This window comes from Pseudomonas sp. KUIN-1 (genome assembly GCF_009176725.1).
Classification (GTDB): Bacteria; Pseudomonadota; Gammaproteobacteria; order Pseudomonadales; family Pseudomonadaceae; genus Aquipseudomonas; species Aquipseudomonas fragariae.
On sequence record NZ_AP020337.1, the window covers coordinates 181,991 to 207,377 of the forward strand.

Sequence of the window (25,387 nt, forward strand, 5' to 3'; positions counted from 1 at the left end):
CGTCCGGCACTCGAAAGCGCCGTGGGCCATGCGGATTGACCGGCATTTTAGGAGCTATGCGGTGCGCTTCCAAGCTGGATGGCACGTCGGACTGATAGCCGGAGCTGCCCGGTGCTGTGTTTCAGTCGTTGTTGTGGCTGGCGCGGAAGCCGAAAAGCTCCCGGCGTTGCTTCTTGGTCGGCTTTCCGTCAGTGGTCACACCCAGGTTGCCGGCCTTGCGCTGAGCCGCGGCATTCTCGCGCCTGGCGATGCTCTCGGGTGTCTCGTGATACAGCGTCTGTGCCTCCGGCGCTCCACGCCGAACGATGGACAGCGCCTCGACCACTACGGTGCGGTCGTCGAAACCCATGCGAATCTGGAACTCGTCACCGATACGCGGCTCCTTGCTGGGCTTGCAACGCTCGCCGCGACAGTGCACCTTGCCGCTTTCGATAGCCGCTTTGGCCAGCGCACGTGTTTTGAAAAAGCGCGCAGCCCACAGCCACTTATCCAGGCGGACCTTATCGTCTTCTTCCATCTTTTGTGCCATTTGAATTCCTCATCCGTATGGCAGTCTGAACGTTATCCGGCTAATGAGGAAACGTGACGGCCTGCCGTTGCTGATCTGTCGCTATCAAGAACATGAAGTAACCGATCCTTGCTTGTCAAAATCCGCTATTCGTCATTTTATGGCCCTGACCTCACATGGAGTGCGATGTGACAGACTTTCCAACTTCGTTGACCGCCCCCAAAAAGGGGTGTGAGGGCTGCACCGGCAGTCCGGAACTGGGCTTTTCGTTTGATTATGCCTATCAACCCATCGTCAACCTGCACGACCAGTCGATCTTTGCTCATGAAGCGCTGGTCCGGGGCCCGAATGGCGAGGGCGCAATGTCAGTCCTGAGTCAGGTCACCGACCAGAACCGCTATCGCTTCGATCAGACCTGCCGGACCACGGCCATCGCCGGCGCTGCGAAACTGGGCATGACCGAGCGTTTATCGATCAACTTTCTGCCAAATGCCGTGTATCGTCCCGAGCTGTGTATCCGCAGCACGCTGGAAGCGGCCAAGCGGCATGACTTTCCCATCGAGCGGTTGATTTTCGAGACCATCGAAAGCGAACATGTGTGCAGCAAAGGCCATTTGAGCAATATCCTGCGCGAGTACCGGGAGTTCGGCTTCATGACCGCCATCGATGACTTCGGCGCCGGGTATTCAGGCCTGACGCTGCTGGCCGATTTTCAACCCGACCTGATCAAACTCGACATGAACCTGGTTCGCGATGTTCATCGCAATCGCGCGCGTCAGGCGATTGTTCGCGCGGTTGTCACAATGTGTTCGGACTTGGGGATTAAAGTCATCGCAGAAGGTATCGAACATATTGAAGAGCGGGATTTTCTGGCAGATTGCGGCATATCCCTGATGCAAGGCTATCTGTTCGCCAAACCCGCATTCAAAGCCCTGGCTCAGGTAGCCCCCGAGGCCTGGCAGAAGTCTTGAGAAGTACGGAATCGCATTGAAGACATTCGATCATCTGACAGTCATCGGCCTGCGCGAGTGGGTGGCGCTCCCCGACCTGGGGGTGGCAGGCCTGCGGGCAAAAATCGATACCGGTGCGAGCACGTCGAGTCTGCATGCCACGGAAATCGAACCTTTTGAACGCAATGGCCAGAAATGGGTGCGCTTCAACGCGCATCTGGGCACGGTGGTTCAGTTGCGGCATCGTCGCTGCGAAGCGCAACTGGTTGCCATGAAAACCATTAAAAGCTCCAACGGTCAGGCGCAGGTGCGTTATGTCATTCGCACCACGCTGGCCCTGGGTGATCGTATCTGGCCGGTGGAATTCACACTGGCCTGCCGCAAGTCGATGCGCTATCGACTGCTGCTGGGTTCCAAGGCTCTGATTGACGGCCAGCTGGTGGTCAATCCGGGCATAACTTACGTACAAGACAAGCCGGTGTTCCCGGCCTCTACTTCCTCAGGTGTTGCATGAAGATCGCTGTGCTTTCGCGTAATCCGCGTCTGTATTCCACCCGTCGTCTGGTCGAAGCTGGCATCGAGCGTGGCCATGAGATGGTGGTGATCGACACCCTGCGCGCCTATATGAACATCGCCAGCCACAAGCCGCAGATCCACTACCGCGGCAAACCTCTGGAGGGCTTCGATGCGGTGATCCCGCGTATCGGTGCTTCGGTGACTTTCTATGGCTGTGCGGTGTTGCGTCAGTTTGAAATGATGGGCGTGTTTCCGCTCAATGAATCGGTCGCCATTGCCCGCTCGCGGGACAAGCTGCGTTCGCTGCAACTCCTGTCACGCCGGGGGATCGGCTTGCCGGTCACCGGTTTCGCTCACTCGCCCGACGACATTCCCGACCTGATCCAGATGGTCAACGGCGCGCCGCTGGTCATCAAGGTGCTCGAAGGCACTCAGGGGATCGGCGTGGTGTTGTGCGAAACGGCCACGGCGGCCGAATCGGTGATCGAAGCCTTCATGGGCCTCAAGCAGGACATCATGGTTCAGGAATACATCAAGGAAGCAGGCGGTGCCGACATTCGCTGCTTTGTGGTCGGTGACAAGGTTATCGCCTCGATGAAACGTCAGGCCAAACCGGGCGAGTTCCGCTCCAACCTGCACCGCGGTGGCAGCGCCAGCCTGATCAAAATCACGCCTGAAGAACGCATGACTGCATTGCGTGCAGCCAAGGTCATGGGGCTGAGCGTGGCGGGTGTGGATATCCTGCGTTCCAATCACGGTCCTTTGGTGATGGAGGTCAACTCTTCGCCTGGCCTGGAAGGCATTGAAGTGACCACCAGCAAGGACGTGGCCGGGATGATCATCGGGTACCTGGAGAAAAACAGCGGCCCGCACATGACCCGCACCAAAGGAAAAGGCTGACGGGATTCACACCCGTTTCAATGGCTCTGGCTGGCATCGCGTCTGCGGACGCCGGCCAGGGCATTCAGCTACCGTACATCAGGTAAACAGGCCTGCCAGTCGAGTCCTCGTCGCAGTATCCCGGCATTAGTCCCGCATCCCTCCGTTCCGCCTAAGGCGACGTAATAGCCAGCTTCGCGCCGAATAGCCATCCTCCCGCGCTACATAAATCAACACATTTCTCCCGTATTTGTATGCCGATCATGCATGAGGTAGTCGTTTACGGCATTAGACGTATACGCGCGCCATGGGAATAGTTGCGACTTTTTTCGCCTGCTACAGAGCTGGGATGCTCGTCTGCGGTGACCTTCTCGGGACATTTCCAAAGGGAGCTCCTGCCTCGAAACTGCTGTGAAAAAGCATGCTCGGTGCACGGGTTTTGGACTTGCCCAAGCCACTTTGAACAAGGGTAATAATATGAAGAAGGCAAAGCTGAGTCTGGCCTGGCAGATTCTGATCGGACTGGTACTGGGTATCGCTGTGGGGGCGCTACTCAATCATTTCAGCGCAGAAAAGGCCTGGTGGATCACCAACATCCTGCAGCCCGCAGGCGATATCTTCATTCGTCTGATCAAGATGATCGTTATCCCTATCGTTGTCGCCTCGCTGATCGTCGGCATTGCGGGCGTGGGCGATGCCAAGAAGCTGGGACGTATCGGTCTCAAGACCATTCTCTATTTTGAAGTCGTGACCACTATCGCGATTCTGGTGGGGCTGGTGCTGGCCAACGTGTTCCATCCGGGCACCGGCATCGACATGAGCACACTGGGCACCGTCGATATCTCCAAGTATCAGCAGACTACGGCTGAAGTTCAGCACGATCACGCGTTTATCGCGACCATTCTCAACCTGATCCCGTCCAACATCTTCGCCGCCATGGCGCGTGGCGAGATGCTGCCGATCATCTTCTTTTCGGTGTTGTTTGGCCTGGGGCTTTCCAGTCTGCAAGCCGAGGTCCGTGAGCCGCTGGTGAAGCTGTTTCAGGGCGTCTCGGAGACCATGTTCAAGGTCACTCACATGATCATGAACTACGCGCCGATTGGTGTGTTTGCCCTGATTGCGGTGACTGTCGCCAACTTCGGCTTCGCCTCCCTGCTGCCGCTCGCCAAGCTGGTGATTCTGGTTTACGTGGCCATCGCCTTCTTCGCCTTCGTGGTGCTGGGGCTGATCGCTCGTGCATTCGGCTTTTCGGTCATCAGGCTGATGCGTATCTTCAAGGACGAGCTGATTCTGTCCTACTCCACGGCCAGCTCTGAAACCGTGCTGCCACGGGTGATCCAGAAGATGGAAGCCTATGGCGCACCGAAGGCGATTTGCAGTTTCGTGGTGCCCACGGGCTACTCGTTCAACCTTGACGGTTCGACGCTCTATCAGAGCATCGCAGCCATCTTCATCGCTCAGTTGTACGGCATCGACCTGTCGATTGGCGCGCAATTGATGCTGGTGCTGACCCTGATGGTCACCTCCAAAGGCATCGCGGGCGTACCGGGGGTTTCCTTCGTGGTGCTGCTGGCGACCCTGGGCAGCGCCGGTATTCCACTGGAAGGCCTGGCGTTCATCGCCGGTGTCGACCGCATCATGGACATGGCGCGTACCGCTTTGAACGTGATCGGCAATGCGCTGGCAGTGCTGGTTATCTCGCGCTGGGAAGGCATGTATGACGATGCCAAGGGCGAGCGCTACTGGAACTCCCTGCCGCACTGGCGCAGCAAAGAGCCCGTGCCGATGGGGCAACCGACGGCGGACTGATCTTCGCTATGTGCTGACAAGCCCCGGACCTCCGGGGTTTGTTGTTTTCAGGTCGCCGGTTAGACTGCCTGCCTTACCTGAGGAGTGACCATGACCGACGACATCGATAATGACGAAGAAGACTTTGCTGCCTCGACGCTGATCGAAGCTATCGAAAACCAGATCGAAGCCGGTAACCCGCCCGCAGCCAGAGCGGTGTTCAACATGCTGACCCTGGTGAACTATGAGCGTGAAGATATTCTTGAAATGATGGCGCATGTGTTGGCCATCGAGATCGATGCCTTGCTGGAGCAGGACCGTCCGTTCGACACGCAATGGTATGAAGCAGCGCTGCGCGCCCTGCCCGACCTGCCCGACCTGCCGCCGGAAAAGTGATCCTGCGGTCAGAGCAGGCCAGCAAGATATATGCTGTAAACACTTCAGACGCTGACTACACTGCAAATGCCCCGCTGCCGCTTGATCCTCCGGGGCCACACGCCAAACCGGCTTTAACGGTCATCCAGAACCGACGAGCGCAGATCGGACACGTCGATTCCAGAGCACACCCGCCAGCCGGCGAGGTCGTATTACTACAAAAAGTCTGGAGTACCTATGTCGTATACCCCTGAGTTGGTTGCCGAACTGGAAATCCTTGCACTGTTCAATCTGGGAAACACCCAGGAAGGCCTCAAAGTCCACCATGTAGCGGCGCCCACGGCCGTTGCAGCCGCACAAAGACTCTTCGATAAAGGACTGACGACCCAGGTCGATGGCGGTTACCTGACCAGCCTCGGGCTCGAGGCCGCCCAGCATGCCCAATCCTTGCTGACCATCCTCAACGTCTCCAGGCAAGCCGCCTGAATGTCGCAGGGCCTGCGCACAAAAAAGCGTGGCAGGCCCTTCACTTATCCGAGCGCCAGTCGATACAGGACGTTGGCGCCAGAATAACCATCCGACCGAATCCGCTTCTCTCGGCTGCAAACCTTCTCCGCCATCTTTCTCGGTAATTCCACGCCTGCACAGGCCAGATGCCTTGAGTTGCGATGACGCGTAATCCTGAAATTCGCCCCGACCTGGATGAGGGCATCGACCGCAAGGTTCTCAGCCAGTTGCGTAACCGTTTCCTGTCGCTCAATGACGGGCGGTACGCGCGTGCGCTGGAAGGTATGTCGACCCGCCAGCAGAGCGTGTTGACCCTGCTGCCGCTGTTCTTTCACGTCAACCATCCGCTGTTGCCCGGTTATGTTTCCGGCAGCACGCCTGCCGGTGTCTCGCATTACGAACCGGACACACTGGCCCTGGTCGAGGCGCAGCGGCTGACGCGCTCCTTTTCCTACAAGGCCCGGCACGGCAACCCGCCCCAGCCGATTCATGGCCTGTTTCTGATGGGCAGCCTCGGCACGCTGGCCCAGGCTGAACAAAGCGATATGGATGTCTGGGTCTGCCACGACAGCGAGCTGGAGCCGGAGGCCATCGCCGAACTGCGCAAGAAATGCCAGGCACTTGAAGCCTGGGCGGCGACGATGGGCGCAGAGGCGCATTTTTTTCTGATCGACCCGCAGCGTTTCAAGAGCGGTGAGCGCGATTCGCAGCTCAGCTCGGACGATTGCGGGACTACCCAGCATTACCTGTTGCTCGACGAGTTCTATCGGACCGCTATCTGGCTCGCCGGGCGCACCCCGATGTGGTGGCTGGTGCCGGTCTATGAAGAGCAGAACTATGAGGATTACACCCACACCCTGCTGAGCAAGCGCTTCATTCGCGCCAGTGAGGTGCTCGACCTCGGCCCGATGTCGCACATTCCCCCGGCCGAGTTTATCGGTGCCGGATTATGGCAGTTGTTCAAAGGCATCGAGTCGCCCTACAAGTCTGTGCTCAAGCTGCTGTTGATCGAGGTCTATTCCAGCGAGCATCCCCGCGTGCAGTGCCTGAGCCTGCGTTTCAAGCAAGCGGTGTTCGCCAATCAGCTGGACCCGGATGAGCTTGACCCCTATGTGGTCGTGTACCGGCGCATCGAGGAGCATCTGCAGGCACGCAACGAGCCGGAGCGCCTGGAACTGGTGCGCCGCAGCCTGTACCTGAAGGTCAACAAGAAGCTCACCGGGTCGACCCGCCAGCGCAACGTCGGTTGGCAGCGCCAACTGCTGGAACGCCTGACGACGGAGTGGGGTTGGGATGAGCGTCAACTGGCGCTGCTCGACAGCCGCAGCCAGTGGAAAGTCCGCCAGGTGGCGGGCGAGCGCCGCGCGCTGGTCAACGAGCTGAATTACAGCTATCGCTTTCAGAGCCGCTTCGCCAAAACGCAAAGCACTGCCGACGCCCTCAACACTCGCGACCTGACCATTCTGGGTCGGCGTCTGTATGCGGCTTTTGAACGCAAGGCGGGCAAGGTCGAGTTCATCAACCCGGGCATCGCCCCTGACCTTGCCGAAGATACGCTGACGCTGGTGCACTCCCCCGACAAGCGCGAGCCCGGCAAGCACCAGTGGGCCTTGTACAACGGCAATCTGGGCATTCACGAGTGGCCGAATTTCTCACCGCTCAAACGCAGCCGTGAATTGCTTGAGTTGCTGACCTGGTGCCATCGCAATACCGTGATCGACAGCACCACCCGTGTGGCATTGCACCCGGGCGCCAGTGACCTGAGCGAGTTCGAGCTGTTCAACCTGATGGGCGCCTTGCAGCAGAGCATTCAGCTGCCACTGCCCGAGGTCAGCGATGAGGCGTTGCTGATGCCCAGCACGCCCAGTGAGATACTGTTGTTGATCAATGTCGGCGTCGATCCGCTCAGCCATCATCGCGACCTCAATATTCTGATGACCACCGAGCGCACCGACTCGCTCAGCTACGCGGGTGTCCGGGAAAATCTGGTGCTGACGCTGGACCAGATCACCCTCAATACCTGGAACGAAACACTGGTCAGCCGCTACGACGGCCCGCACGCCCTGCTCGACTGCATGAGCGAACTGCTCGGCAGCCTGCCGCAGCGCGGTAAACAGCCGCAGATTCACGTGCGCTGCTTCTGCCATAACCGCGCGCCCGCCATTGCCCAGCGTGTTGAAGAGCTGATCGGCACGGCGCGGTTGTTGCTGGAGAGGCGGCTCAATCACCGTTACCTGATTCAGGTGCAGCAGCAGTATCACGTGCTGGAGATGAAGCCGGGTCAGATCGGTCATGTGGTGGTCAACAGTCTGCCGGGGTTGTTCAAGTACCTGGGTGAAGAGCTGTCGTCGTACAGCCCCTTGCACCTGGACCCGCAGGCACTCGATGACCACGATCTGGCCCTGATCCTGCCGCTTGGCCAGCCGGAATGCATTCAGGTGTTCTACCGGGTCAACGAGCCGGACGCTGACCTGTACGTGCTCGATGAACACAATTCGCTCTGGCATCAGCGTCTGCCGTATCACGATGAACAAAGCCTGCTGGTGCCGCTGCAGCGCTTTCTTCACGCGCTGGTTTATCGCCGGGGCGCCTCATTACCGCTGGATGATCCGTCCGCGCCGGTTACGCTGGAAACCCTTTACTATCAGATGCTGCCCTCCGGCGCAGGGCCTGCCCGACGTGTCGAGCATCGACCGGCGCCGACTGCAGCGGACAAGGCGTTTTACGACGTACAGGCAATCATCGAGGAAACCTCGCCAGGGCAACCGAACGCCACCCTGTACTGCGACAACAGCGAGTTTTCCGAACTGGAATACGGCGATCGACTGTACGCCGCCGTCGCGCAGCAAATCCTCGGCAAACGCCTGGAGCTTCAGCGCTACCGCTGTTACATCACCGACCTGGACCTGTCCGGGCTGCTGGACGGCAAGCACGGGCAAAGCATCCTCTTCCTGCGCCACAAGGCCGAACTGGAAAAGCTGCTGAACGAGGCGATGGATCAGGCCTGACCTGCTGCATTGGCACGATAGGTGTTCTCTGGTGCGCCTATCGCTCCTCACGCTCCGCTTGGGAATGCAGTTCCGGACGCTCTGCGTCCGCTCTTGAATGCGGAAGCGCTCTGCGGATGCGGCGTCTTCGATTACTCGTATTCGCCCGCCGCTTCCGGCTGATACTCCACCGCCAGCAAGGTCAGTTTCAGGGTCTTGCCGCCCGGTGCAGGCCAGTCGATGTGTTGGCCGATTTGCAGGCCCAGCAGCGCCGAGCCCATTGGTGCCAGGACCGAGACGGTGCCGTCTGCGCCCGCATCCTGTGGATAAACCAGCTTGAGGTGATAGTCCTTGCCGCTGACTTCTTCGCGGCAATGCACGCGCGAATTCATGGTCACAACGCCCGCAGGCACTTCATCGTGGCCAACCACCTGGTCGGCGCGGTCCAGTTCGGCCTGCAGTGCCTGGATGCCAGGTGTGTCTTCATTCTGGTCGGCGATAAACTTTTCAAGACGCTGTACGTCGAGCCGAGTGAGGATGATCGAAGGTGCTGTGGTCATGGTCTGGGCAGACTCCTTTATTCTCCATGAATAAAACAAAACCCCACCAATTGGCGGGGTTTGACGAGCCTCTTGTCTGCAGAGGCAAGGCCTGACACTAACACAGCGCAGTAAATACACAACCCGACGCGGTTTCAGCCTGCCGCCTGGTCAACCTCGGCGCGGGCTCGACGCTGATCGGCCTCGTGGCGAATCTGGCGGCGCCGGTCGTCATCGGCAGAGCGCCATTCGCGGATGTCTTCGACATGACGGAAGCACCCCAGGCAAACCTTCTGCTCATCGAGCCGACACAGGCTGATACACGGCGAGGCTACTGCCGGGCTGACATTGCTGAAAAGCGGCTTGGACGGTCGAACGGGGGACTGGCTCACGATCAGATCTCGGAGAAGTCCAGTTCGACACCGGCCTGCTCGACGGTAAAGCGCTCCAGCATCTCGCTCAGCAGCTCATCACTGGAATCGCAGGCCCAGCACTGATTCTCTTCGTCGTAGTCGAAGTGAAAACCACCCGATCTGGCCGCCAGCCAGAGCTGACGCAGGGGCTCCTGACGGCTGAAGATAAGCTGCGTGCCGCCTTCAAACTTGACCGTCAGTACACCGGCCGAGTTTTCCAGGTCCACATCCAGACCACTGTCATCGAATACGTCTTCGATATTTTGCTGCGTCGCATCGACGAGGTCGTGAAAACGGGCTTCGGTCAAACTCATTGCGGGAACCTCGATAAGTGTCTGCAGATAGCGCAGAGGGGCAAGATACGGACGCTGCCAGGCAAATGCAAAGCTTACTCATCATTGACGATGCACGAGCACTTTAATCCCGATCAACCATAGCTCTGCTGCGGCTTTCGCGCCAAAGGCCCGCCAGACGGGACGCTGCTCGCATAGGCAAGGTGCCGGGTGGTCGGTATACTCGGGCGCAATTAATGCTTTTACAAAGGATTTCGCCATGAAGCGCCTGATCTCTTCGCTTGCTGCGCTTGTCGCGGTCGCTTGTCTTGTTACAGCTTGTGGCCAGAAAGGCCCGCTGTATCTGCCGGATGACACCAAAACCCCGGACGAACAAGCCAAATCGCAATCGCACAAGCACCTTTAAGGGACTCCAATGGACGCCTTCAACTACCGCGACGGTGAGCTGTTCGCGGAAGGGGTAGCATTGTCTGCCATTGCCGAGCGCTTCGGCACGCCGACCTATGTCTACTCGCGCGCTCACATCGAAGCGCAATACCGTGCCTACGCCGACGCGCTGAGCGGCATGCCGCATATGGTCTGCTTCGCCGTAAAAGCCAACTCCAACCTGGGCGTGCTCAATGTCCTGGCGCGCCTTGGCGCCGGTTTCGACATCGTCTCGCGTGGCGAGCTGGAGCGTGTGCTGGCGGCGGGTGGCAAAGCCGAAAAGATCGTGTTTTCCGGTGTCGGCAAGACCCGCGAAGACATGCGTCGCGCCCTTGAAGTCGGCGTGCACTGCTTCAACGTCGAATCCACCGACGAGCTGGAGCGCCTGCAGGAAGTGGCTGCCGAACTCAACGTTCGGGCGCCGATATCGCTGCGGGTCAATCCGGACGTGGATGCAGGCACTCACCCCTACATCTCCACCGGCCTCAAGGAAAACAAGTTCGGTATCGCCATTGCAGCAGCGGAAGACGTGTACATTCGCGCCTCGCAACTGCCGAACCTGGAAGTGATCGGGGTCGACTGCCATATCGGCTCGCAACTGACCACGCTCGAACCGTTCATCGATGCGCTGGATCGCCTGCTGGCCCTGGTCGATCGTCTGGGCGATTGCGGCATTCATCTGCACCACATCGACCTGGGTGGCGGCCTTGGCGTGCGTTATCGCGACGAAGAGCCTCCGCTGGCGGCCGACTACATCAAGGCCGTGCGCGAGCGTCTGGCCGGTCGCGACCTGGGGCTGCTGTTCGAGCCGGGACGCTTCATCGTCGCCAACGCAGGCGCGTTGCTGACCCGTGTCGAATACCTCAAGCATACCGAGCACAAGGATTTTGCCATCGTCGATGCGGCGATGAACGATCTGATCCGGCCTGCCCTGTATCAGGCCTGGATGGATGTCACAGCGGTGCGTCCGCGTGACAGCGAACCTCGTGCGTACGATATCGTCGGGCCGATCTGCGAGACCGGCGACTTCCTCGCCAAGGGGCGCGAGCTGGCGCTGGCCGAGGGCGATCTGCTGGCCGTTCATTCAGCCGGTGCCTATGGCTTCGTCATGAGCTCGAACTACAACACCCGTGGCCGTGCCGCCGAGGTACTGGTCGACGGTTCCCAGGCTTTTGAAGTGCGTCGTCGCGAAACCGTGGCCGAGCTGTTCGCTGGCGAAAGCCTGCTGCCGGAGTAATCCCCATGCTGCTGCGTTTTACCAAGATGCACGGGCTGGGTAACGACTTCATGGTCCTGGACCTTGTGAGTCAGCACGCGCATATCTTGCCCAAGCACGCCAAACAATGGGGCGACCGCCACACCGGTATCGGTTTCGATCAGCTTTTGCTGGTCGAGGCGCCGAACAACCCGGATGTGGACTTTCGCTATCGAATCTTCAATTCCGACGGCTCCGAAGTCGAACAGTGCGGCAACGGCGCGCGCTGCTTTGCCCGTTTCGTACTCGACAAGCGCCTGACGGCCAAGAAGCAGATACGCGTCGAGACCAAGAGCGGCATCATCGAACTGGATATCCGCAGCGACGGGCAGATCAGCGTCGATATGGGGCCGCCCAGGTTTGTCCCTGAAGAGATTCCCTTCGAAGCAGCGGAGCAGGCTACCTGTTACACCGTTGACGTCGACGGTCAGCATGTCGACATGGCGGCTGTGTCCATGGGCAATCCGCACGCTGTGCTGCGGGTCGATGACATCAATAACGCACCGGTGCATGAACTGGGGCCGAAGATCGAGCATCACCCGCGCTTTCCGGCCCGGGTCAACGTCGGCTTTCTCCACGTCGTGGACCGTCAGCGGGCACAGCTGCGTGTCTGGGAACGCGGTGCCGGGGAAACCCAGGCGTGCGGCACCGGTGCCTGTGCGGCGGCTGTCGCGGCCATCAGTCAGGGCTGGATGGACTCGCCGTTGCTGATCGACCTGCCCGGAGGGCGCCTGTCCATCGAATGGGCTGGGCCGGGACATTCTGTCATGATGACCGGCCCTGCAGTCAGGGTCTATGAAGGCCAAGTCCGTCTTTGAGTGAGTAAGTACCATGACCGATCAACCTCCCGCTTCAACAGGCACACCCTGCGAATCGCCTGTCGATAGCGCAGCGCCAGACCTTGAAGCAGAGGCGGTCATCGCCTTCCTGCTCGAGCACCCGGACTTCTTCGCCGAGCACGACGAGCTGCTGGTGTCGATGCGCATCCCGCACCAGCGTGGCGACACCGTTTCGCTGGTCGAGCGTCAGCTCAAGCTGCTGCGCGAGCGCAATATCGAAATGCGCCATCGCCTGTCGCAATTGATGGACGTCGCACGGGACAACGACCGCCTGTTCGAAAAGACCCGCCGCCTGAACCTCGCGCTGATGGATGCGACCAGTCTGGAAGAGCTGGTCATCGCCGTCGAAGACAGCCTGCGTCAGGACTTTCAGGTGCCCTTTGTCAGCCTGATCCTGTTCAGCGACAGCCCGATGCCCGTGGGGCGCTGGGTCAGCGGTGCCGACGCACAGAAAGCCATCGGCGGCCTGATTGGCGAGAAGATCATCTGCGGCGCGCTGCGTGAGCATGAACTGGCGTTTCTGTTCGGTGCAGAGCAGGGCAAGGAGGTCGGTTCGACTGCCATCGCCAGCCTCAATCATCTGGGCCTGCATGGCGTGCTGGCCATCGGCAGCCGTGATCCGCAGCATTACAAAAGCTCGGTCGGCACCCTGTTCCTCAGTTATATCGCCGACGTGCTGAGCCGCCTGCTGCCGCGCTTCGCCCACTCATTACGCTCGGTTCGCTAGCCATGGATCAGCATCTGGACGCCTACTGCATGCACCTGCGCAGTGAGCGCCAGGTGTCGCCTCACACGCTGGAAGCCTACCGACGCGACCTGGGTAAGGTCCTGGCGTATTGCCAGAAGGCACAGGTGTCGAGCTGGAGTGACCTGGATATCCAGCACCTGCGCAGCTTCACTGCCCGCCAGCACCAGCAGGGCCAGTCTTCACGCAGCCTGGCGAGGATGCTGTCGGCGGTGCGCGGCTTCTACAAGTACCTCAATCGCGAAGGCATCTGCCAGCACGACCCGGCAAACGGTCTGTCACCGCCCAAGGGCGAGCGGCGTCTGCCCAAGACCCTGGACACCGACCGCGCCGCGCAATTGCTGGACGGCGGCGTTGAAGATGATTTCCTGGCGCACCGCGACCAAGCCATCCTGGAGCTGCTGTACTCGTCAGGGTTGCGCCTCTCCGAACTGACCGGTCTGAATCTGGACCAGCTGGACCTGCGTGACGGACTGGTGCAGGTGCTGGGTAAGGGCAGCAAGACCCGCGTATTGCCTGTGGGCAGCAAGGCGCGCCAGGCACTGGAAGTCTGGCTGCCGCTGCGCGCCCTGACCAATCCGCAGGACGACGCGGTATTTGTCAGCCAGCAAGGCAAGCGCCTCGGCCCGCGCGCCATTCAGGTGCGACTCAAGGCAGCCGGTGAGCGAGAGCTGGGGCAGAATCTGCACCCGCACATGTTGCGGCACTCCTTCGCCAGTCATCTGCTCGAATCGTCACAGGACCTGCGCGCCGTGCAGGAGCTGCTTGGTCATGCGGATATTAAGACCACGCAGATATATACACACCTGGACTTCCAGCATTTGGCTACTGTTTATGACAGCGCCCATCCCCGAGCCAAACGTAAAGGAGCTGCAGATGATTAAGCTGGTGACGTTTGATCTTGACGACACGCTCTGGGACACCGCCCCTGCCATTGCCGGTGCCGAAGTCACGCTGCGTGACTGGCTGGGCGAACACGCGCCCAGGCTGGGAGCGGTTCCTGTCGAGCACCTGTGGGAAATCCGCTCGCGTCTGGTAGCCGAAGACCCGTCCTTCAAGCACCGCATCAGCGCCTTGCGCCGCCGCGTGCTGTTCCATGCGCTCGAAGATGCCGGCTACGACCCGGACGAGGCGCAGGACCTGGCGGACCGGGGCTTTGAAGTGTTCCTGCAGGGCCGTCATCAGGTGCAGATTTTCCCTGAGGTGCAACCGATGCTGGAAATTCTCGCCAAGACCTTCACGCTCGGCGTGATTACCAATGGCAATGCCGATGTGCGTCGTCTGGGGCTGGCGGACTACTTTGCCTTCGCGCTGTGCGCCGAGGACCTGGGCATCGGCAAGCCTGATCCGGCACCGTTCGTGGAGGCGTTGCGCCGCGCAAAGGTCGATGCCGGCGCGGCGGTGCATGTCGGTGACCATCCCAGGGACGATATCGCAGGTGCCCAGCAGGCCGGCATGCGCGCCATCTGGTACAACCCGCAAGGCAAGGCCTGGGATGCGGATCGACTGCCCGATGCCGAGATCCACAACCTGTCGCAACTGCCCGAGGTGCTGGCGCGCTGGGCCTGAAGGCGCACTGACAGGCGCGCATAGAAAAGCCCGCAGCGACGGCGGGCTTTTCTCATACAGTCATGCAGCCTCAGATAGGGCGGCTACCGTATTTGTTGTCAGGCTTCTTGGGCGGATCGGCGACCACGTTGGCCTCCACTTCCTGCACCTTGCCGCCACGCGCCAGGAATTCTTCCATGGCACGTGCCAGCGCATCGCGCTCCTTGTTCTTGGCTTCCACGCTGGGCAGTTCATCGACCGAGACTGCAGCCTTGGCCTTGCCTTTTGCGGCAGGTGCCGGAACGTCATCGTCTACTTCGACCGGGTCGTCGCCGGGAGCAGCTGCAAGCTCCTCACCGTCCTCTTCGCCTTCCAGGTCGTCTTCCAGATCGTCCTTAATATCGTCGTCGTCGCTCATGTTGTACCTCATGACTTGCGAAAGCTGATTAGTTATAGCCCAACCGCCCAGAATTGCTAAGGCAACCGGAAAAATTCAACAACCGCTGACCTCAGCGGTTATGTCCACTCACCCTGAAGGGTGGCCAGGACGTTACGAGACCCACCAGCGTCTCGATGTTCGCCCAGGTAAATACCTTGCCAGGTGCCCAGCGCCAGTCGCCCTGCCGTAACCGGCAACAGCAACTGGCAGCCCAGCAGACTGGCCTTGAAATGCGCTGGCAAGTCATCAGGGCCTTCGTCGTCATGTTCGTAGCCGTCCACGCCCTGGGGCACCAGACGGTTGAAAAAACGCTCAAAGTCGCGACGTACCGCCGGATCGGCATTTTCGTTGACGGTCAACGAAGCCGAGGTATGTTGCAGCCATACATGCAGTAGCCCGACACGACAACCGCGCAACGGGGGCAACCCCGCGACTATCTCGTCAGTCACCAGATGGAACCCACGGGGCCTGGCCCGCAAGGCAATCCTGGATTGATGCCACATACCGTTCTCCGCACCTTCGGCGCGCATTCTAACTCGACTGAGAAAAAAGCAAAGCGCGCAATAAACCGGCTTCCCTGCAAGTTGACGAAGACGGTGGCAACCTCGTTACCTGCGCTGTGTCACGGTGCCGAGATCATTGACACGGGCAAGATCAATGACAGCAAAAAGCGGCGGTATATCCACAAACGTCAGACAAAAAAAATGCCCGGAGACCGGGCATTCTTTTTTGCGCAGGCCAAAGCTTACAAGTTGTAGCCACGCTCGTTGTGTTGCGCAAGGTCCAGACCGACAGACTCTTCCTCGTCGGTGACGCGCAGACCCATGACCGCATCCAGCACCTTGAGGATGATGAAGGTCACGATTGCGGTGTAGACAACGGTGAACGCGACGCCCTTGAACTGAATCCAGACCTGAGCACCGATGTCGGTCACGGTGCCGAAGCCGCCCAGTGCAGGTGCTGCGAAAACACCGGTCAGGATGGCGCCGACGATACCGCCGATGCCGTGAACGCCGAACGCATCCAAGGAGTCGTCGTAGCCCAGCTTGCGCTTGAGGCTGGTCGCGCAGAAGAAGCAGATCACGCCTGCTGCCAGACCGATGATCAGCGCGCCCATCGGGCCGACGGTACCGGCCGCAGGGGTAACGGCAACCAGGCCGGCAACCACACCAGAGGCAATACCCAGAGCACTTGGCTTACCGTGAGTCAGCCACTCGGCGAACATCCAGCCCAGTGCGGCGGCCGCGGTAGCGATTTGAGTGACCAGCATGGCCATACCGGCAGTACCGTTGGCTGCGGCGGCGGAACCGGCGTTGAAGCCGAACCAGCCGACCCAGAGCATCGCTGCGCCGATCAGGGTGTAACCCAGGTTGTGCGGCGCCATCGGCGTGGTCGGGAAGCCTTTGCGCTTGCCCAGTACCAGGCACGCTACCAGACCGGCTACACCGGCGTTGATATGTACGACGGTACCGCCAGCGAAGTCCAGAACGCCCCAGTCCCACAACAGGCCACCGACGCCGCCCCAGACCATGTGGGCGATTGGCGCGTAGACCAGAGTGAACCAGATACCCATGAACACCAGCATCGCGGAGAACTTCATGCGTTCTGCGAAGGCGCCGACAATCAGGGCAGGGGTGATGATCGCGAAGGTCATCTGGAAGGTGACGAACACCGCCTCAGGGAACAACGCAGCAGGACCGGTAATGCTTGCCGGCGTGATGCCTGCCAGGAACGCTTTACCCATACCGCCAAAGAAGGAATTGAAGTTGACGACGCCCGCTTCCATACCGGTTGTGTCAAACGCGATGCTGTAGCCGTAGACGACCCACAGGATGCTGATCAGACCGGTGATGGCGAAGCACTGCATCATCACCGACAGAATGTTCTTGGAACGAACCATGCCGCCGTAGAACAGCGCGAGACCGGGGATGGTCATGAACAGGACCAGAGCGGTCGAGGTCAGCATCCATGCAGTGTCGCCAGAGTTCAGCACCGGCTCGGCCACTGGATCAGCCGCCAGGGCAAGACCAGGTAATGCGAGGGACAACAGGGCACCGAGCCCTGCGAATTGACGCAGAGTCATATTGTTTTCTCCTGGGGCGTTGGGTTTGGCGGCTTAAATAGCGTCTGTATCGGTCTCGCCGGTACGGATGCGGATGGCCTGTTCCAGATTGACCACGAAAATCTTGCCGTCACCGATCTTGCCAGTGTTGGCGGCCTTGGTTATGGCTTCGATGACACGATCCAGATCCTTGTCATCGATGGCGACATCGATCTTCACTTTGGGAAGGAAGTCGACGACGTATTCAGCACCGCGATAAAGCTCAGTGTGACCCTTCTGACGCCCGAAGCCTTTGACTTCAGTGACGGTGATGCCCTGCACGCCGATTTCAGACAACGACTCGCGAACGTCATCCAGTTTGAACGGCTTGATGATGGCAGTGACTAGCTTCATGAAAACTTTCTCCCGAATTTGGTGGACTTGCCCCAGGAAAACAAACCCGACTCAAGTCTAAGCGCAGTGTCTGGCTTTGTAACGTGTCGGCCGCCTGATCAGGCCAGACCCACTCCAGAAAACCGCTTCTGACGAAACACTTCCCCGCTCCGCCTGCCGCACTGCATTCGTCACAGCGACTGCATCAGTGCATGGGTCATAAGCCACTAAGCAGAAAGCTTGCCATCTCGCGAATATTCATTGAATACAGGCTCTTGGGCTGGTTTTGCACAACCTTGCAGGGTCTATCATGGAGCTAATGCACAGCAATGGTGCTCATGTGCCCGTCACTGCGCTCCATAAGCGTGCATTGCGCCCTCGGGATTGACTATAGACACTGCGTGTTACACTGCCGGCCTCTGATTCAGGAAAATAACCATGCTCGCGCCCAAAGCCTTTCTTGACGCTCTCAGCGGCCACGCCTCTCGCCTGTTCAATGGCGAAACGCCTGTATCGCGCAACGAATTCGAAACCCAGTTCAAGGCCCTGCTGCAAAGCGGCTTCAGCAAACTGGATCTGGTCAGCCGTGAAGAGTTCGACAGCCAGATGGCCGTCCTCGCCCGCACCCGCGCCCGCCTGGAAGCGCTGGAGGCCAAGATGGCCGAGCTGGAAGAGAAGGCTGGCGGGGCCGCTGGGACTGAAAAAGCCGAATAAGGGTTTCCTTGTTTTACTCAGTGCGCTGCAGCGCTGAACGTTGTCATGCACAACGGGGCAGGCACCTGACCTGCTCGCGAAGCGAGATGCTCAAACGTGTACTGGCCTTCGCGTCGCAGCCATGAATCGCTCCGGATTTCAGTGATACAGTTTCGCGCCGAAATACGCTAACGTCTCGGCGCGCCAGTCATGGGCTGGCCACTCCTCCCGGCTATTCGAACGTTCTATGGATGGAAGCATGACTGACAAACGTCCCCTTATTCACTGCTCCCTGGCCGCAACCCTGTGGTTGTGTGTCGGCACGTCGGTTTTCGCTCAGGACACGGCACTGCATTCCGGCAAGTACGAGCAGTTGATGCTGGCCGTGACGCCTGATCATCAGGTCGAGGGTTATTACTCGGAGACGCGCGGCGAGGCGTTCAGCTGTGCGTTCTATCTGCAAGGCAAGGTCGAGGCCGGGAAGGGCGCAGCGGTGTCGTCCTGGCTGGATGACGTCTACCCGGGAACACTAAAGGCCTCGGCTGATGGCGTGGTGCTGACGATCGGGCAAGGCCGGCAGCACCCCGGCTGCATGAACGTGTTGGCGCCGGACATCGCCACCGGCCTGGACCTGACCCGGACCGCCAGCAGGCAGTGGGTCGGTCTGGTGACCGTCACGGCGGACAAGGCCTGGCTGCAAAAAACACCGAATGCCAAAGCCACCCGAGGCGCCTATATCGTCAAGGATGACGTTGTCGGGGTTCTGGCATTCAAGGATGGTGCGGCTCAGGTCGAGCTCATCAATGCCGATGATCGCTCGTTTACCGGGTGGATCAGTCAGGACCAATATGCGCGGTTGGCCGCGCCCGGCCGCTGATGTTGGACGGGCAGGTCAGCCAATCTGCCGCACTCGGCTGAGATCTGTCGAGGGTGGGCAGCCAAACTGGCGGCTGTACTCCCTGCTGAATTGCGAAGGGCTTTCATAGCCGACGCGATAGCAGGCGCTGGAGGCATCCAGGCCTTCATTGATGATCAGCCGTCGAGCCTCTTGCAGGCGCAGCTTTTTCTGGTACTGCAACGGGCTCATGGCGGTCAGCGCCTTGAATCGGTGGTGCAGCGTCGAATTGCCCAGGTTGGCCAGGCGCGCCAGCTCGTCGATGCGCAGCGGCTCGGTGTAATGACTGTTCAGCCAGTCGACCGCCCGCGTAACGCGATGCGTCTGCGAATCCCCGACCGCGATTTCGTAGAGTCGCCGCCCATTGTTGCCGCGCAGCAGCCGGTAGTAGAGCTCCCGAAGTGCAAGGGGCGCGAGCATAGCGATGTCGCGAGGCGTGTCGAGCAGGCGCACCAGCCGCAACACCGTCTCCAGCAATGGCTGATCCATTTGCTCAAGAAACAGGCCCCGCTGCGGCTCGTCCGGAACGCCGTTCAATGGCGTTTCCGCAATGAACTGGGCAATGTGCGCAGGCTCGAAATCCAGACGAATACACAGATAGGGCGCCTCGCCACTCGCTTCCAGCACGCGCCCGGCGACCGGCACCGTCACCGCGACGATCAGGTAGTTGAGCGGATCGTACACATACTGCTCATCGCCCAGCGCAACCTCCTTGCGACCTTGAACGATCACGCAAAGGGCTGGCCGATGCAGCGCATGAATCAGCTCGGACGGCGCATCGCAGCGGATAACGTGCAGCGGCGCAATAGCAGTTTCATAAACACCGGGTGCCGCAAAGCGCTGCATCAGCAACCGGATGATTTCACTCCGGCAAACATCGGTGCCCGGAGCACTCGCAGCATTCTGTGTATCCATGAATAACCCCGTCCCAGGTCAGTGTTGCTGTACGCCCATCCTTTGCATCGAACGCCATCATAGCGGCCATTGCGCGGCGATTCAGCGTAAGGCAGACCCACAGACAGGAATAGGCAAGTGCCGCGCAGGTATCGGCATGCACGCAGTGATGAGCGACTCGTAGCATGGCCATTGCAATCAGTTTGAGCCACGCGCTGAAGCTGAGCCACCGATGACTTCACGAGGAAAGCCAGTCATGTCGAACATTCAAGGCAAGGTTGTACTGATCACCGGCGCCAGCAGCGGCATTGGCGAAGCTGCCGCCCGACTCATCGCCGCCAAGGGCGCACACGTGGTACTGGGCGCTCGGCGCAGCGAGCGTCTGCAGACGCTGGCGGCAGACATCGAAGCGCAGGGCGGCTCGGCACGCTTCCGCGCGCTGGACGTGACCGATGCGCTCGACATGCAGGCCTTTGCCGACTTCGCCAAACACGCGTTTGGCAAGATCGACGTGATCATCAACAACGCCGGCATCATGCCCCTTTCGCCGCTCGCCGCGCTGAAAATCGCAGAGTGGAACCAGATGCTCGACGTCAACGTGCGCGGCGTACTGCACGGCATCGCCGCCGTGCTGCCGAGCATGCAAGCGCAAGGGCACGGTCAGATCATCAACATCTCGTCCATCGGCGGCCTCGCCGTTTCCCCGACCGCCGCAGTGTACTGCGCCACCAAATTCGCTGTTCGCGCCATCTCCGATGGCCTTCGGCAGGAAACCGACAAAATCCGCGTCACCGTCGTCTGCCCCGGCGTGGTCGAATCAGAACTGGCGGACTCGATTTCCGACGAGACCGCGCGCGAGGCGATGAAAGCGTTTCGAAAGGTTGCCCTGGAGCCGGATGCGATCGCACGTGCGCTTGTTTATGCAATCGAGCAGCCGGACGGGGTGGATGTGAGCGAGATTGTGGTGCGGCCTACGGGGAGTGCTTATTGAGACCGGTAATGAGGACTACCACTTCCAGGCCCTTTCGGTGAACTCGGCCGTTGGAGGCAGCGCGCCGCGGAGAAACGCGAGGTATTTGTTGAACAGGACCTCGTGCTGGAACCGGGCCTCGAAGCCAAGTGTGACGTCGGTGCGGTGCGTGATGATCATGAGGCGCTTTCGGTCGACGGTGACGAAGTTGTACTCGGCCCATGGCAGGCTTTGTTCATGGTGGATGGGGTTTTCCCAGTTCAGCAGCTTGATCGCTGCGATAAAGGCCATGGCCACGGGGCCGATCAGGAACAGCAGCGAGCCGGTGAAGAGTGCTACAAAAACGAATATCAGGATGACGGCTATGGCGATGCCCTTGAAAAGGGATGAGGCGAAGTCGGGGTAGTGGAGGTAGTACTCTACGAGGGCGTGGTGGGTGGTGATGGTGTAGTTGTAGATAGTTTTTTGGCGGATGAGGAGGCCTATGTAGTAAGCGAGGTTTCCTACGAATGCTAATATTACAGTAGTTAGCAAGTAGGGGGTTTCCAAGAAGCTATCCAAGCCTCCCCAGATAAAGAGTGAGCAGACGACTAAATGCATAGTGGTGAATATAAGCTGCGTGGTCATTATTTCCTTAGGTGGTCTCGCCAGTGTTTTGATTTTCCAGCTTAGAATGTTTTTACTCACTAGCAGGTTCAACGCTTTTTCTTGCTTAGTCATGAAGGCGTATCCGCTGCGATTTCTAGGGTCAGCGCGCCAGCTCTGCTTGATTTTGTAACTTCAAGTTCTATCGCGGTCAGGCCGTCGATCGCAGTATCGCCTCTTGTACTCAGTTCCATCTGAAACAGATAGCCTTTATCGTCTTCGCGGGCGTTCACCAAGCTGTACGGGTACCAGATTTGCAACTCAAGATATATTGCGTCCTCGTCGAGCGGCACCCATGTTTCCCATATGAGGTCTTCTTTCTCAGGAGGCATTCGAGGGTAGGTACAGTCTTCACTGGCCTTGATAGTTGGTTTATTAGTGAGCATTCCAAACTGCTCCACCTTCCTGAATTGCCCTCGGTTTAAAAAAGCCTCATGTATTGAAGTCGCTATTTTGTCTACAGGCAGGACGCCCCACGGGCGCTTGCTACTGACAATGTTAAAGTGCACAGACTCACCGCGTACTAGGTTCGGCAAGCGCACCTGAATTCCTGCGCCATTTTGTACGGCCACGCTCATGTGATCGCCTTTACCAAGATAACGATCCTCGTAATTGACAGTGGTTTTTACATGGATCTGTGGAGATAACTGAATTTCCATCAAGGCACTGATTTCTTCATTCCTGCCATTTGCAGTTTCGAGGTAGCGTTGATCCATGGTTTTCGACCAGCAGCACCTGCTCAACCACAAACCGATGCTGTCTCGCTTGAAATAATTCAAAGCCATGGTAGCGAAAAGATAAATAAGGCCAGCCACTAGCAGGGCCACACTGAACCATGGATTCATCACAATAGCGGTAGAGGTGCCAGCGGGAAATAAGCCCGCCACTAACTGAGCACCTGAGCCGATGCCCATTAAGCCTACAGAAATACCTTTTAAGGTTATCCAGTATTTTTCTTCTGAAGTACCAACCCCGGCTGAATCATCAATAATATCCAATAGCTCCAGCGTTGCCGCCGCTACCCCAAACGCCCCCATCGCCACCATCGAAACCCTGAACCCACGTATGGCATCACCCCATGCAAGATTTCCCTTCGCCCTCCAATAACCCGCAGAGCGATCCAGAATCCCGACATTCTTGCCATCGATCAGCACCGGCGTCGCATCCCTGATAACCGCCCACGGTGCTTCAACAAACACCGCCATCAACAGGTTAAAGCTATACCCCAATCCATACGTCACCTTGCCAATATCCTTGGTGCTGAAGTTTCCGTCTCGAGTAAGGTCGCGATAGGTAAAGGCGGTGTTGATGAAGTTGAGCATGATCACGCCCCAGGTGATCGAGCCGGCAATCCCTCCCAGTCCATCGAGCCAGCGCCTGGCGCTGGTCAGCCAGTCTTTGGCGATGGCTTTGCCGGACTGGACGTGCAGGCGAATCTCGTCCTGCAACTGCTTGGCGTATTGGTTGTTCTGAAAGTCGAGCAGGGCGGGCATGCTCAGTTCGTGCAGGCGAAGCTTTTGCTCGAGCGCGCGCAGGTGGCTGGCGATGCTTTTACGGGGTTTGTAAGCGGTTGGGTAGAGCCAGCTGCGGCGGGTGTCGCTGATCTGTTTGTTGAGTACCTGCCACTCACTGATCCAGTTTTTCAGCTTCGCGAGCATTGTGTGATCGATTGCAACACGCGCCTTTGAGTCGAGCAAAATCTGGCCGATCAACAGTGTTTGAATCAGAGCGACGATGTTCTGCTGCTTGCCCACCGCCATGCGGCTGTCTATGGGCACCCAGGCCAGCAGGATACTTTCGAACGTTGCCTTGCCTGCGCTGCTGGCCAGTTGGCCGAGGGCTTTGAAGGTGTCCTGAACAGGTTGTTTCAGCGCCTTCATCCACGGCTTGTCGGCAAAGCCCTGGTGATTGAGCGTGCCGTTGAGTTCGCCGATGCGGGTGGCCAGGTTGGTGATGTCGCCGAGGCCGTTCAGCAGTGCGTTAGCTTCCTGGTGTAGGGCGTGCTTGAGCGCCGGTGAGAAGCCGTAGCGCAACGTGCCAAACAGGCTGCTGTCGTTGGCCTCCTGTTCGGCGAGCCAGGCGCTGGCGGCGTTGTCCTGAGCGTAAATGATCTGCAGATTGAGCATTAGCGTTTGCAGGTACAGCAGGCTTTCAGGGTGAGAGGTGTCGATAAACAGCTTGAGGGGTTCTGTACTCAGATGAGTCGACCATTGCCGGAAATCGCTTTGCGTGTCACGCACCTGCTGCAGCAGTGTGTCGCCGGTTGGCAGGTGCCGCTGAAGGTACTGACGCGCACCGCTCAGATCGACCTCGCGCCGCCATTTGTGGCGATCTTTCCAGGCTTGCAGGGCCTGGTCGGTCGGAGCGCTGCCGTAACGCGCCTGAAGCGATCTGCGCATCTCCGGACTCTTGAAAATATCCGGCAGCAACAGCACGCCACCGGGAGCGGTGTTGTTGCCGATCTGCTCTTGTTCAAACATGCATTGTTCAAAATAGGCTTCGACGTCGCTCAGGTACTGGTGGGTAAGCGCCGCATTGCCGCGCACTGATGCCGGCAATTGTTCCGGTTCGCCTTCAGCGCCACACAGTGCGGTGACAGTCTGGGCGATCTGGATCTTGTGTTCGTGCTCGGCTTGCCAGTTGCGGTAAGCGGCCTGATCGGCGGCCAGTTGCATGCCCAGATCGTTGAAAATGGCCAGCGGATCTTCGAGGGCGATGAGCAGAGAGCTGTCCTGATCTTCAACGCTGCCCTGCCAGAAAACGTCAGCGCCGATTGGCGAAAACAGTGCCTTAACTTCATCGCTATCCGAAGGCGGGCGAGCAGCAGGAATCGCCGAGTCTGCAAACCGGTCATCATCGACCACATACTCCTTGTCGATGTCCGCCACCGCCTCGGCGATACGGTTCAATGGCAAGGTATCCGGCTCGGCCATGGTCGTGCAGTAGCGTTTCAGATCCAGCGCTTTCATCCATGAATCGCGGCTTGCCGGGTTCGAACGCAGGTGTTCGCAGATTCGCCAGGACCACTGCTGCGCTGAAAAGGCGATGCGCAGCAGGTTGTTTCGCGGATAGAGCAGAAAAGGCTTGGCATCGCTGCCGCCACTGCGCTGGTCACTGCCAAGCTGCGCATCGGTCCAGACAATACGGCTCAGGTTGCCGGTGGCGGCTGACACCGCGTATTCATCTAACGTTTTGGCGTCCTCGTCGTAGACATACACGTAGCCGTCATACAGCTGGCGAAGGGTATAGCTGCGTGTTTTCAGCTTCGGCATCACCGCCCAGCGGCTGCCTTTGAGTAGCGGTTTCAGCTTCTGGGGAGCGGTATCGTAGTGGGAGCGGTCCAGCGCATAGCGCACTGGCACGATGGCGACTTCAGGTTTTCGGAAGGGGCACAGACTGGTGGCCGTGGCGGGTATCTTGGCGAACGTTGCAGCACGTCGTTGTGTATGGGTGCCGGATTTATCGGTCATGCATGGAATCTCTGCGCAGAAACGGGCGATATCGCGCGTTGTGTGCAGAAGTGCATTCCAAGATATGTGCCGACTGTCTATTTATTCTTAAAAAACAAATAGATAGAGATTTAACCCAAAGACATCGAGCAAAAAAAGCATGAAATAGTGCGCAAACGTCTGCGCACATGCGCTGACTCGTGCGTGTGTGTTGCAGCGCTCTAAAAATAAGCCGTCGCGTGTTTCATCCGGACATTGAGTGCGCAAAAGTCTGCGCATCACAGGTTTTGGCTGTGAGTAGGGATAGGGCCAGATTGTCACCGCCACATTCGCTGCCGGCAATGAAGAATTTAGTGCTCACTAAAAAAATAGTGATTGCTAAATGCTTAGCGCCCGGCTA

The 25,387-nt window shown here is 58.9% G+C and carries 27 protein-coding genes; 16 read left to right on the top strand and 11 right to left on the bottom strand.

The features are described 5' to 3' along the window. Window positions 1-121: 121 nt before the first annotated feature. On the bottom strand, window positions 122-529 hold the full coding sequence (locus KUIN1_RS00880) for an RNA-binding S4 domain-containing protein (RefSeq protein ID WP_152091783.1): 408 nt from the start codon (window positions 527-529) through the stop codon (window positions 122-124). 167 nt (window positions 530-696) lie between these two features. On the opposite strand from KUIN1_RS00880, the gene rimA reads away from it, so the two are divergent. The 7 genes from rimA to KUIN1_RS00915 all read left to right on the top strand — a co-directional run bounded on the left by rimA (window position 697) and on the right by KUIN1_RS00915 (window position 8,531). Beyond that, complete coding sequence (gene rimA / locus KUIN1_RS00885) at window positions 697-1,479, top strand: S6 modification regulatory phosphodiesterase RimA (RefSeq protein WP_003401743.1); 783 nt, start codon at window positions 697-699, stop codon at window positions 1,477-1,479. Between the two features lie 16 nt (window positions 1,480-1,495). After that, a complete protein-coding gene (rimB, locus tag KUIN1_RS00890) occupies window positions 1,496-1,972 on the top strand; it encodes a retropepsin-like aspartic endopeptidase RimB (protein WP_003401758.1) in 477 nt (158 codons plus the stop codon). Beyond that, window positions 1,969-2,874: a 30S ribosomal protein S6--L-glutamate ligase gene (gene rimK, locus KUIN1_RS00895; protein ID WP_003401760.1), complete on the top strand. Its 906-nt coding sequence runs from the start codon at window positions 1,969-1,971 to the stop codon at window positions 2,872-2,874. The genes rimB and rimK overlap by 4 nt, the downstream gene beginning before the upstream one ends. A gap of 456 nt (window positions 2,875-3,330) precedes the next feature. Continuing rightward, window positions 3,331-4,662 (top strand): glutamate/aspartate:proton symporter GltP, encoded by a 1,332-nt coding sequence (gene gltP, locus KUIN1_RS00900; RefSeq protein WP_003401762.1) that lies wholly within the window; start codon window positions 3,331-3,333, stop codon window positions 4,660-4,662. 90 nt (window positions 4,663-4,752) lie between these two features. Then, window positions 4,753-5,037: a hypothetical protein gene (locus KUIN1_RS00905; protein WP_152091784.1), complete on the top strand. Its 285-nt coding sequence runs from the start codon at window positions 4,753-4,755 to the stop codon at window positions 5,035-5,037. Window positions 5,038-5,253: 216 nt separating this feature from the next. After that, a complete protein-coding gene (locus tag KUIN1_RS00910) occupies window positions 5,254-5,502 on the top strand; it encodes a TIGR02647 family protein (RefSeq protein ID WP_003344490.1) in 249 nt (82 codons plus the stop codon). A 182-nt stretch (window positions 5,503-5,684) separates the two neighbouring features. Continuing rightward, complete coding sequence (locus KUIN1_RS00915; RefSeq protein WP_116829342.1) at window positions 5,685-8,531, top strand: class I adenylate cyclase; 2,847 nt, start codon at window positions 5,685-5,687, stop codon at window positions 8,529-8,531. 131 nt (window positions 8,532-8,662) lie between these two features. Here the strand turns inward: KUIN1_RS00915 and rnk are convergent, their stop codons facing one another. The 3 genes from rnk to cyaY all read right to left on the bottom strand — a co-directional run bounded on the left by rnk (window position 8,663) and on the right by cyaY (window position 9,776). Beyond that, complete coding sequence (gene rnk / locus KUIN1_RS00920; RefSeq protein ID WP_003384923.1) at window positions 8,663-9,070, bottom strand: nucleoside diphosphate kinase regulator; 408 nt, start codon at window positions 9,068-9,070, stop codon at window positions 8,663-8,665. 134 nt (window positions 9,071-9,204) lie between these two features. Next, window positions 9,205-9,441 (bottom strand): DUF1289 domain-containing protein, encoded by a 237-nt coding sequence (locus KUIN1_RS00925; RefSeq protein WP_152091785.1) that lies wholly within the window; start codon window positions 9,439-9,441, stop codon window positions 9,205-9,207. 2 nt (window positions 9,442-9,443) lie between these two features. After that, a complete protein-coding gene (gene cyaY / locus KUIN1_RS00930) occupies window positions 9,444-9,776 on the bottom strand; it encodes an iron donor protein CyaY (protein ID WP_003318093.1) in 333 nt (110 codons plus the stop codon). 238 nt (window positions 9,777-10,014) lie between these two features. Between cyaY and lptM the strand changes: the two genes are divergently transcribed. From lptM to KUIN1_RS00960, 6 genes are read left to right on the top strand one after another with little or no spacing between them, the layout of a single operon-like run. Further along, window positions 10,015-10,161, top strand: a complete 147-nt coding sequence (lptM, locus tag KUIN1_RS00935; protein ID WP_002555817.1) for an LPS translocon maturation chaperone LptM — start codon at window positions 10,015-10,017, stop codon at window positions 10,159-10,161. Between the two features lie 9 nt (window positions 10,162-10,170). Beyond that, window positions 10,171-11,418, top strand: coding sequence for a diaminopimelate decarboxylase (lysA, locus tag KUIN1_RS00940; RefSeq protein WP_003401767.1), 1,248 nt, complete (start codon window positions 10,171-10,173; stop codon window positions 11,416-11,418). A 5-nt stretch (window positions 11,419-11,423) separates the two neighbouring features. Beyond that, window positions 11,424-12,254, top strand: a complete 831-nt coding sequence (gene dapF / locus KUIN1_RS00945) for a diaminopimelate epimerase (protein WP_003401768.1) — start codon at window positions 11,424-11,426, stop codon at window positions 12,252-12,254. Window positions 12,255-12,267: 13 nt separating this feature from the next. Next, window positions 12,268-13,002 carry a DUF484 family protein gene (locus KUIN1_RS00950; RefSeq protein ID WP_011266243.1) on the top strand — a complete coding sequence of 245 codons (735 nt, stop codon included), beginning with the start codon at window positions 12,268-12,270 and terminating at the stop codon, window positions 13,000-13,002. Window positions 13,003-13,004: 2 nt separating this feature from the next. Continuing rightward, window positions 13,005-13,904: a tyrosine recombinase XerC gene (gene xerC, locus KUIN1_RS00955; protein ID WP_003401781.1), complete on the top strand. Its 900-nt coding sequence runs from the start codon at window positions 13,005-13,007 to the stop codon at window positions 13,902-13,904. Further along, window positions 13,897-14,589, top strand: a complete 693-nt coding sequence (locus KUIN1_RS00960) for an HAD family hydrolase (RefSeq protein WP_024652130.1) — start codon at window positions 13,897-13,899, stop codon at window positions 14,587-14,589. The genes xerC and KUIN1_RS00960 overlap by 8 nt, the downstream gene beginning before the upstream one ends. A 70-nt stretch (window positions 14,590-14,659) precedes the next feature. On the opposite strand, the gene sutA is transcribed toward KUIN1_RS00960, so the two are convergent. The 4 genes from sutA to glnK all read right to left on the bottom strand — a co-directional run bounded on the left by sutA (window position 14,660) and on the right by glnK (window position 17,462). Beyond that, window positions 14,660-14,986: a transcriptional regulator SutA gene (gene sutA / locus KUIN1_RS00965; protein WP_011266246.1), complete on the bottom strand. Its 327-nt coding sequence runs from the start codon at window positions 14,984-14,986 to the stop codon at window positions 14,660-14,662. A 98-nt stretch (window positions 14,987-15,084) separates the two neighbouring features. Further along, window positions 15,085-15,510 carry a secondary thiamine-phosphate synthase enzyme YjbQ gene (locus KUIN1_RS00970; protein WP_003318084.1) on the bottom strand — a complete coding sequence of 142 codons (426 nt, stop codon included), beginning with the start codon at window positions 15,508-15,510 and terminating at the stop codon, window positions 15,085-15,087. Between the two features lie 242 nt (window positions 15,511-15,752). After that, window positions 15,753-17,090 carry an ammonium transporter gene (locus tag KUIN1_RS00980; RefSeq protein ID WP_003344468.1) on the bottom strand — a complete coding sequence of 446 codons (1,338 nt, stop codon included), beginning with the start codon at window positions 17,088-17,090 and terminating at the stop codon, window positions 15,753-15,755. Between the two features lie 33 nt (window positions 17,091-17,123). Next, entirely contained in the window at window positions 17,124-17,462 is a 339-nt protein-coding gene (glnK, locus tag KUIN1_RS00985) for a P-II family nitrogen regulator (RefSeq protein WP_002555808.1), read from the bottom strand. A 417-nt stretch (window positions 17,463-17,879) separates the two neighbouring features. Here glnK and KUIN1_RS00990 point away from each other — a divergent pair, with 417 nt between their 5' ends. Together KUIN1_RS00990 and KUIN1_RS00995 are read left to right on the top strand one after the other, a co-directional pair. Then, window positions 17,880-18,155 carry an accessory factor UbiK family protein gene (locus KUIN1_RS00990; RefSeq protein ID WP_003401798.1) on the top strand — a complete coding sequence of 92 codons (276 nt, stop codon included), beginning with the start codon at window positions 17,880-17,882 and terminating at the stop codon, window positions 18,153-18,155. Window positions 18,156-18,393: 238 nt separating this feature from the next. After that, the gene (locus KUIN1_RS00995; protein ID WP_024652132.1) at window positions 18,394-19,011 is read left to right on the top strand and encodes a hypothetical protein; all 618 of its coding nucleotides are present in this window, start codon (window positions 18,394-18,396) and stop codon (window positions 19,009-19,011) included. A gap of 15 nt (window positions 19,012-19,026) precedes the next feature. Here the strand turns inward: KUIN1_RS00995 and KUIN1_RS01000 are convergent, their stop codons facing one another. Beyond that, a complete protein-coding gene (locus KUIN1_RS01000; RefSeq protein WP_011266248.1) occupies window positions 19,027-19,944 on the bottom strand; it encodes an AraC family transcriptional regulator in 918 nt (305 codons plus the stop codon). 235 nt (window positions 19,945-20,179) lie between these two features. Between KUIN1_RS01000 and KUIN1_RS01005 the strand changes: the two genes are divergently transcribed. After that, window positions 20,180-20,914, top strand: a complete 735-nt coding sequence (locus KUIN1_RS01005; protein ID WP_024652134.1) for an SDR family oxidoreductase — start codon at window positions 20,180-20,182, stop codon at window positions 20,912-20,914. Between the two features lie 15 nt (window positions 20,915-20,929). Here the strand turns inward: KUIN1_RS01005 and KUIN1_RS01010 are convergent, their stop codons facing one another. Continuing rightward, a complete protein-coding gene (locus KUIN1_RS01010) occupies window positions 20,930-21,613 on the bottom strand; it encodes a hypothetical protein (RefSeq protein ID WP_024652135.1) in 684 nt (227 codons plus the stop codon). Beyond that, window positions 21,610-25,008 carry a T6SS effector BTH_I2691 family protein gene (locus tag KUIN1_RS01015; RefSeq protein ID WP_152091786.1) on the bottom strand — a complete coding sequence of 1,133 codons (3,399 nt, stop codon included), beginning with the start codon at window positions 25,006-25,008 and terminating at the stop codon, window positions 21,610-21,612. The genes KUIN1_RS01010 and KUIN1_RS01015 overlap by 4 nt, the downstream gene beginning before the upstream one ends. Between the last annotated feature and the right edge of the window lie 379 nt (window positions 25,009-25,387).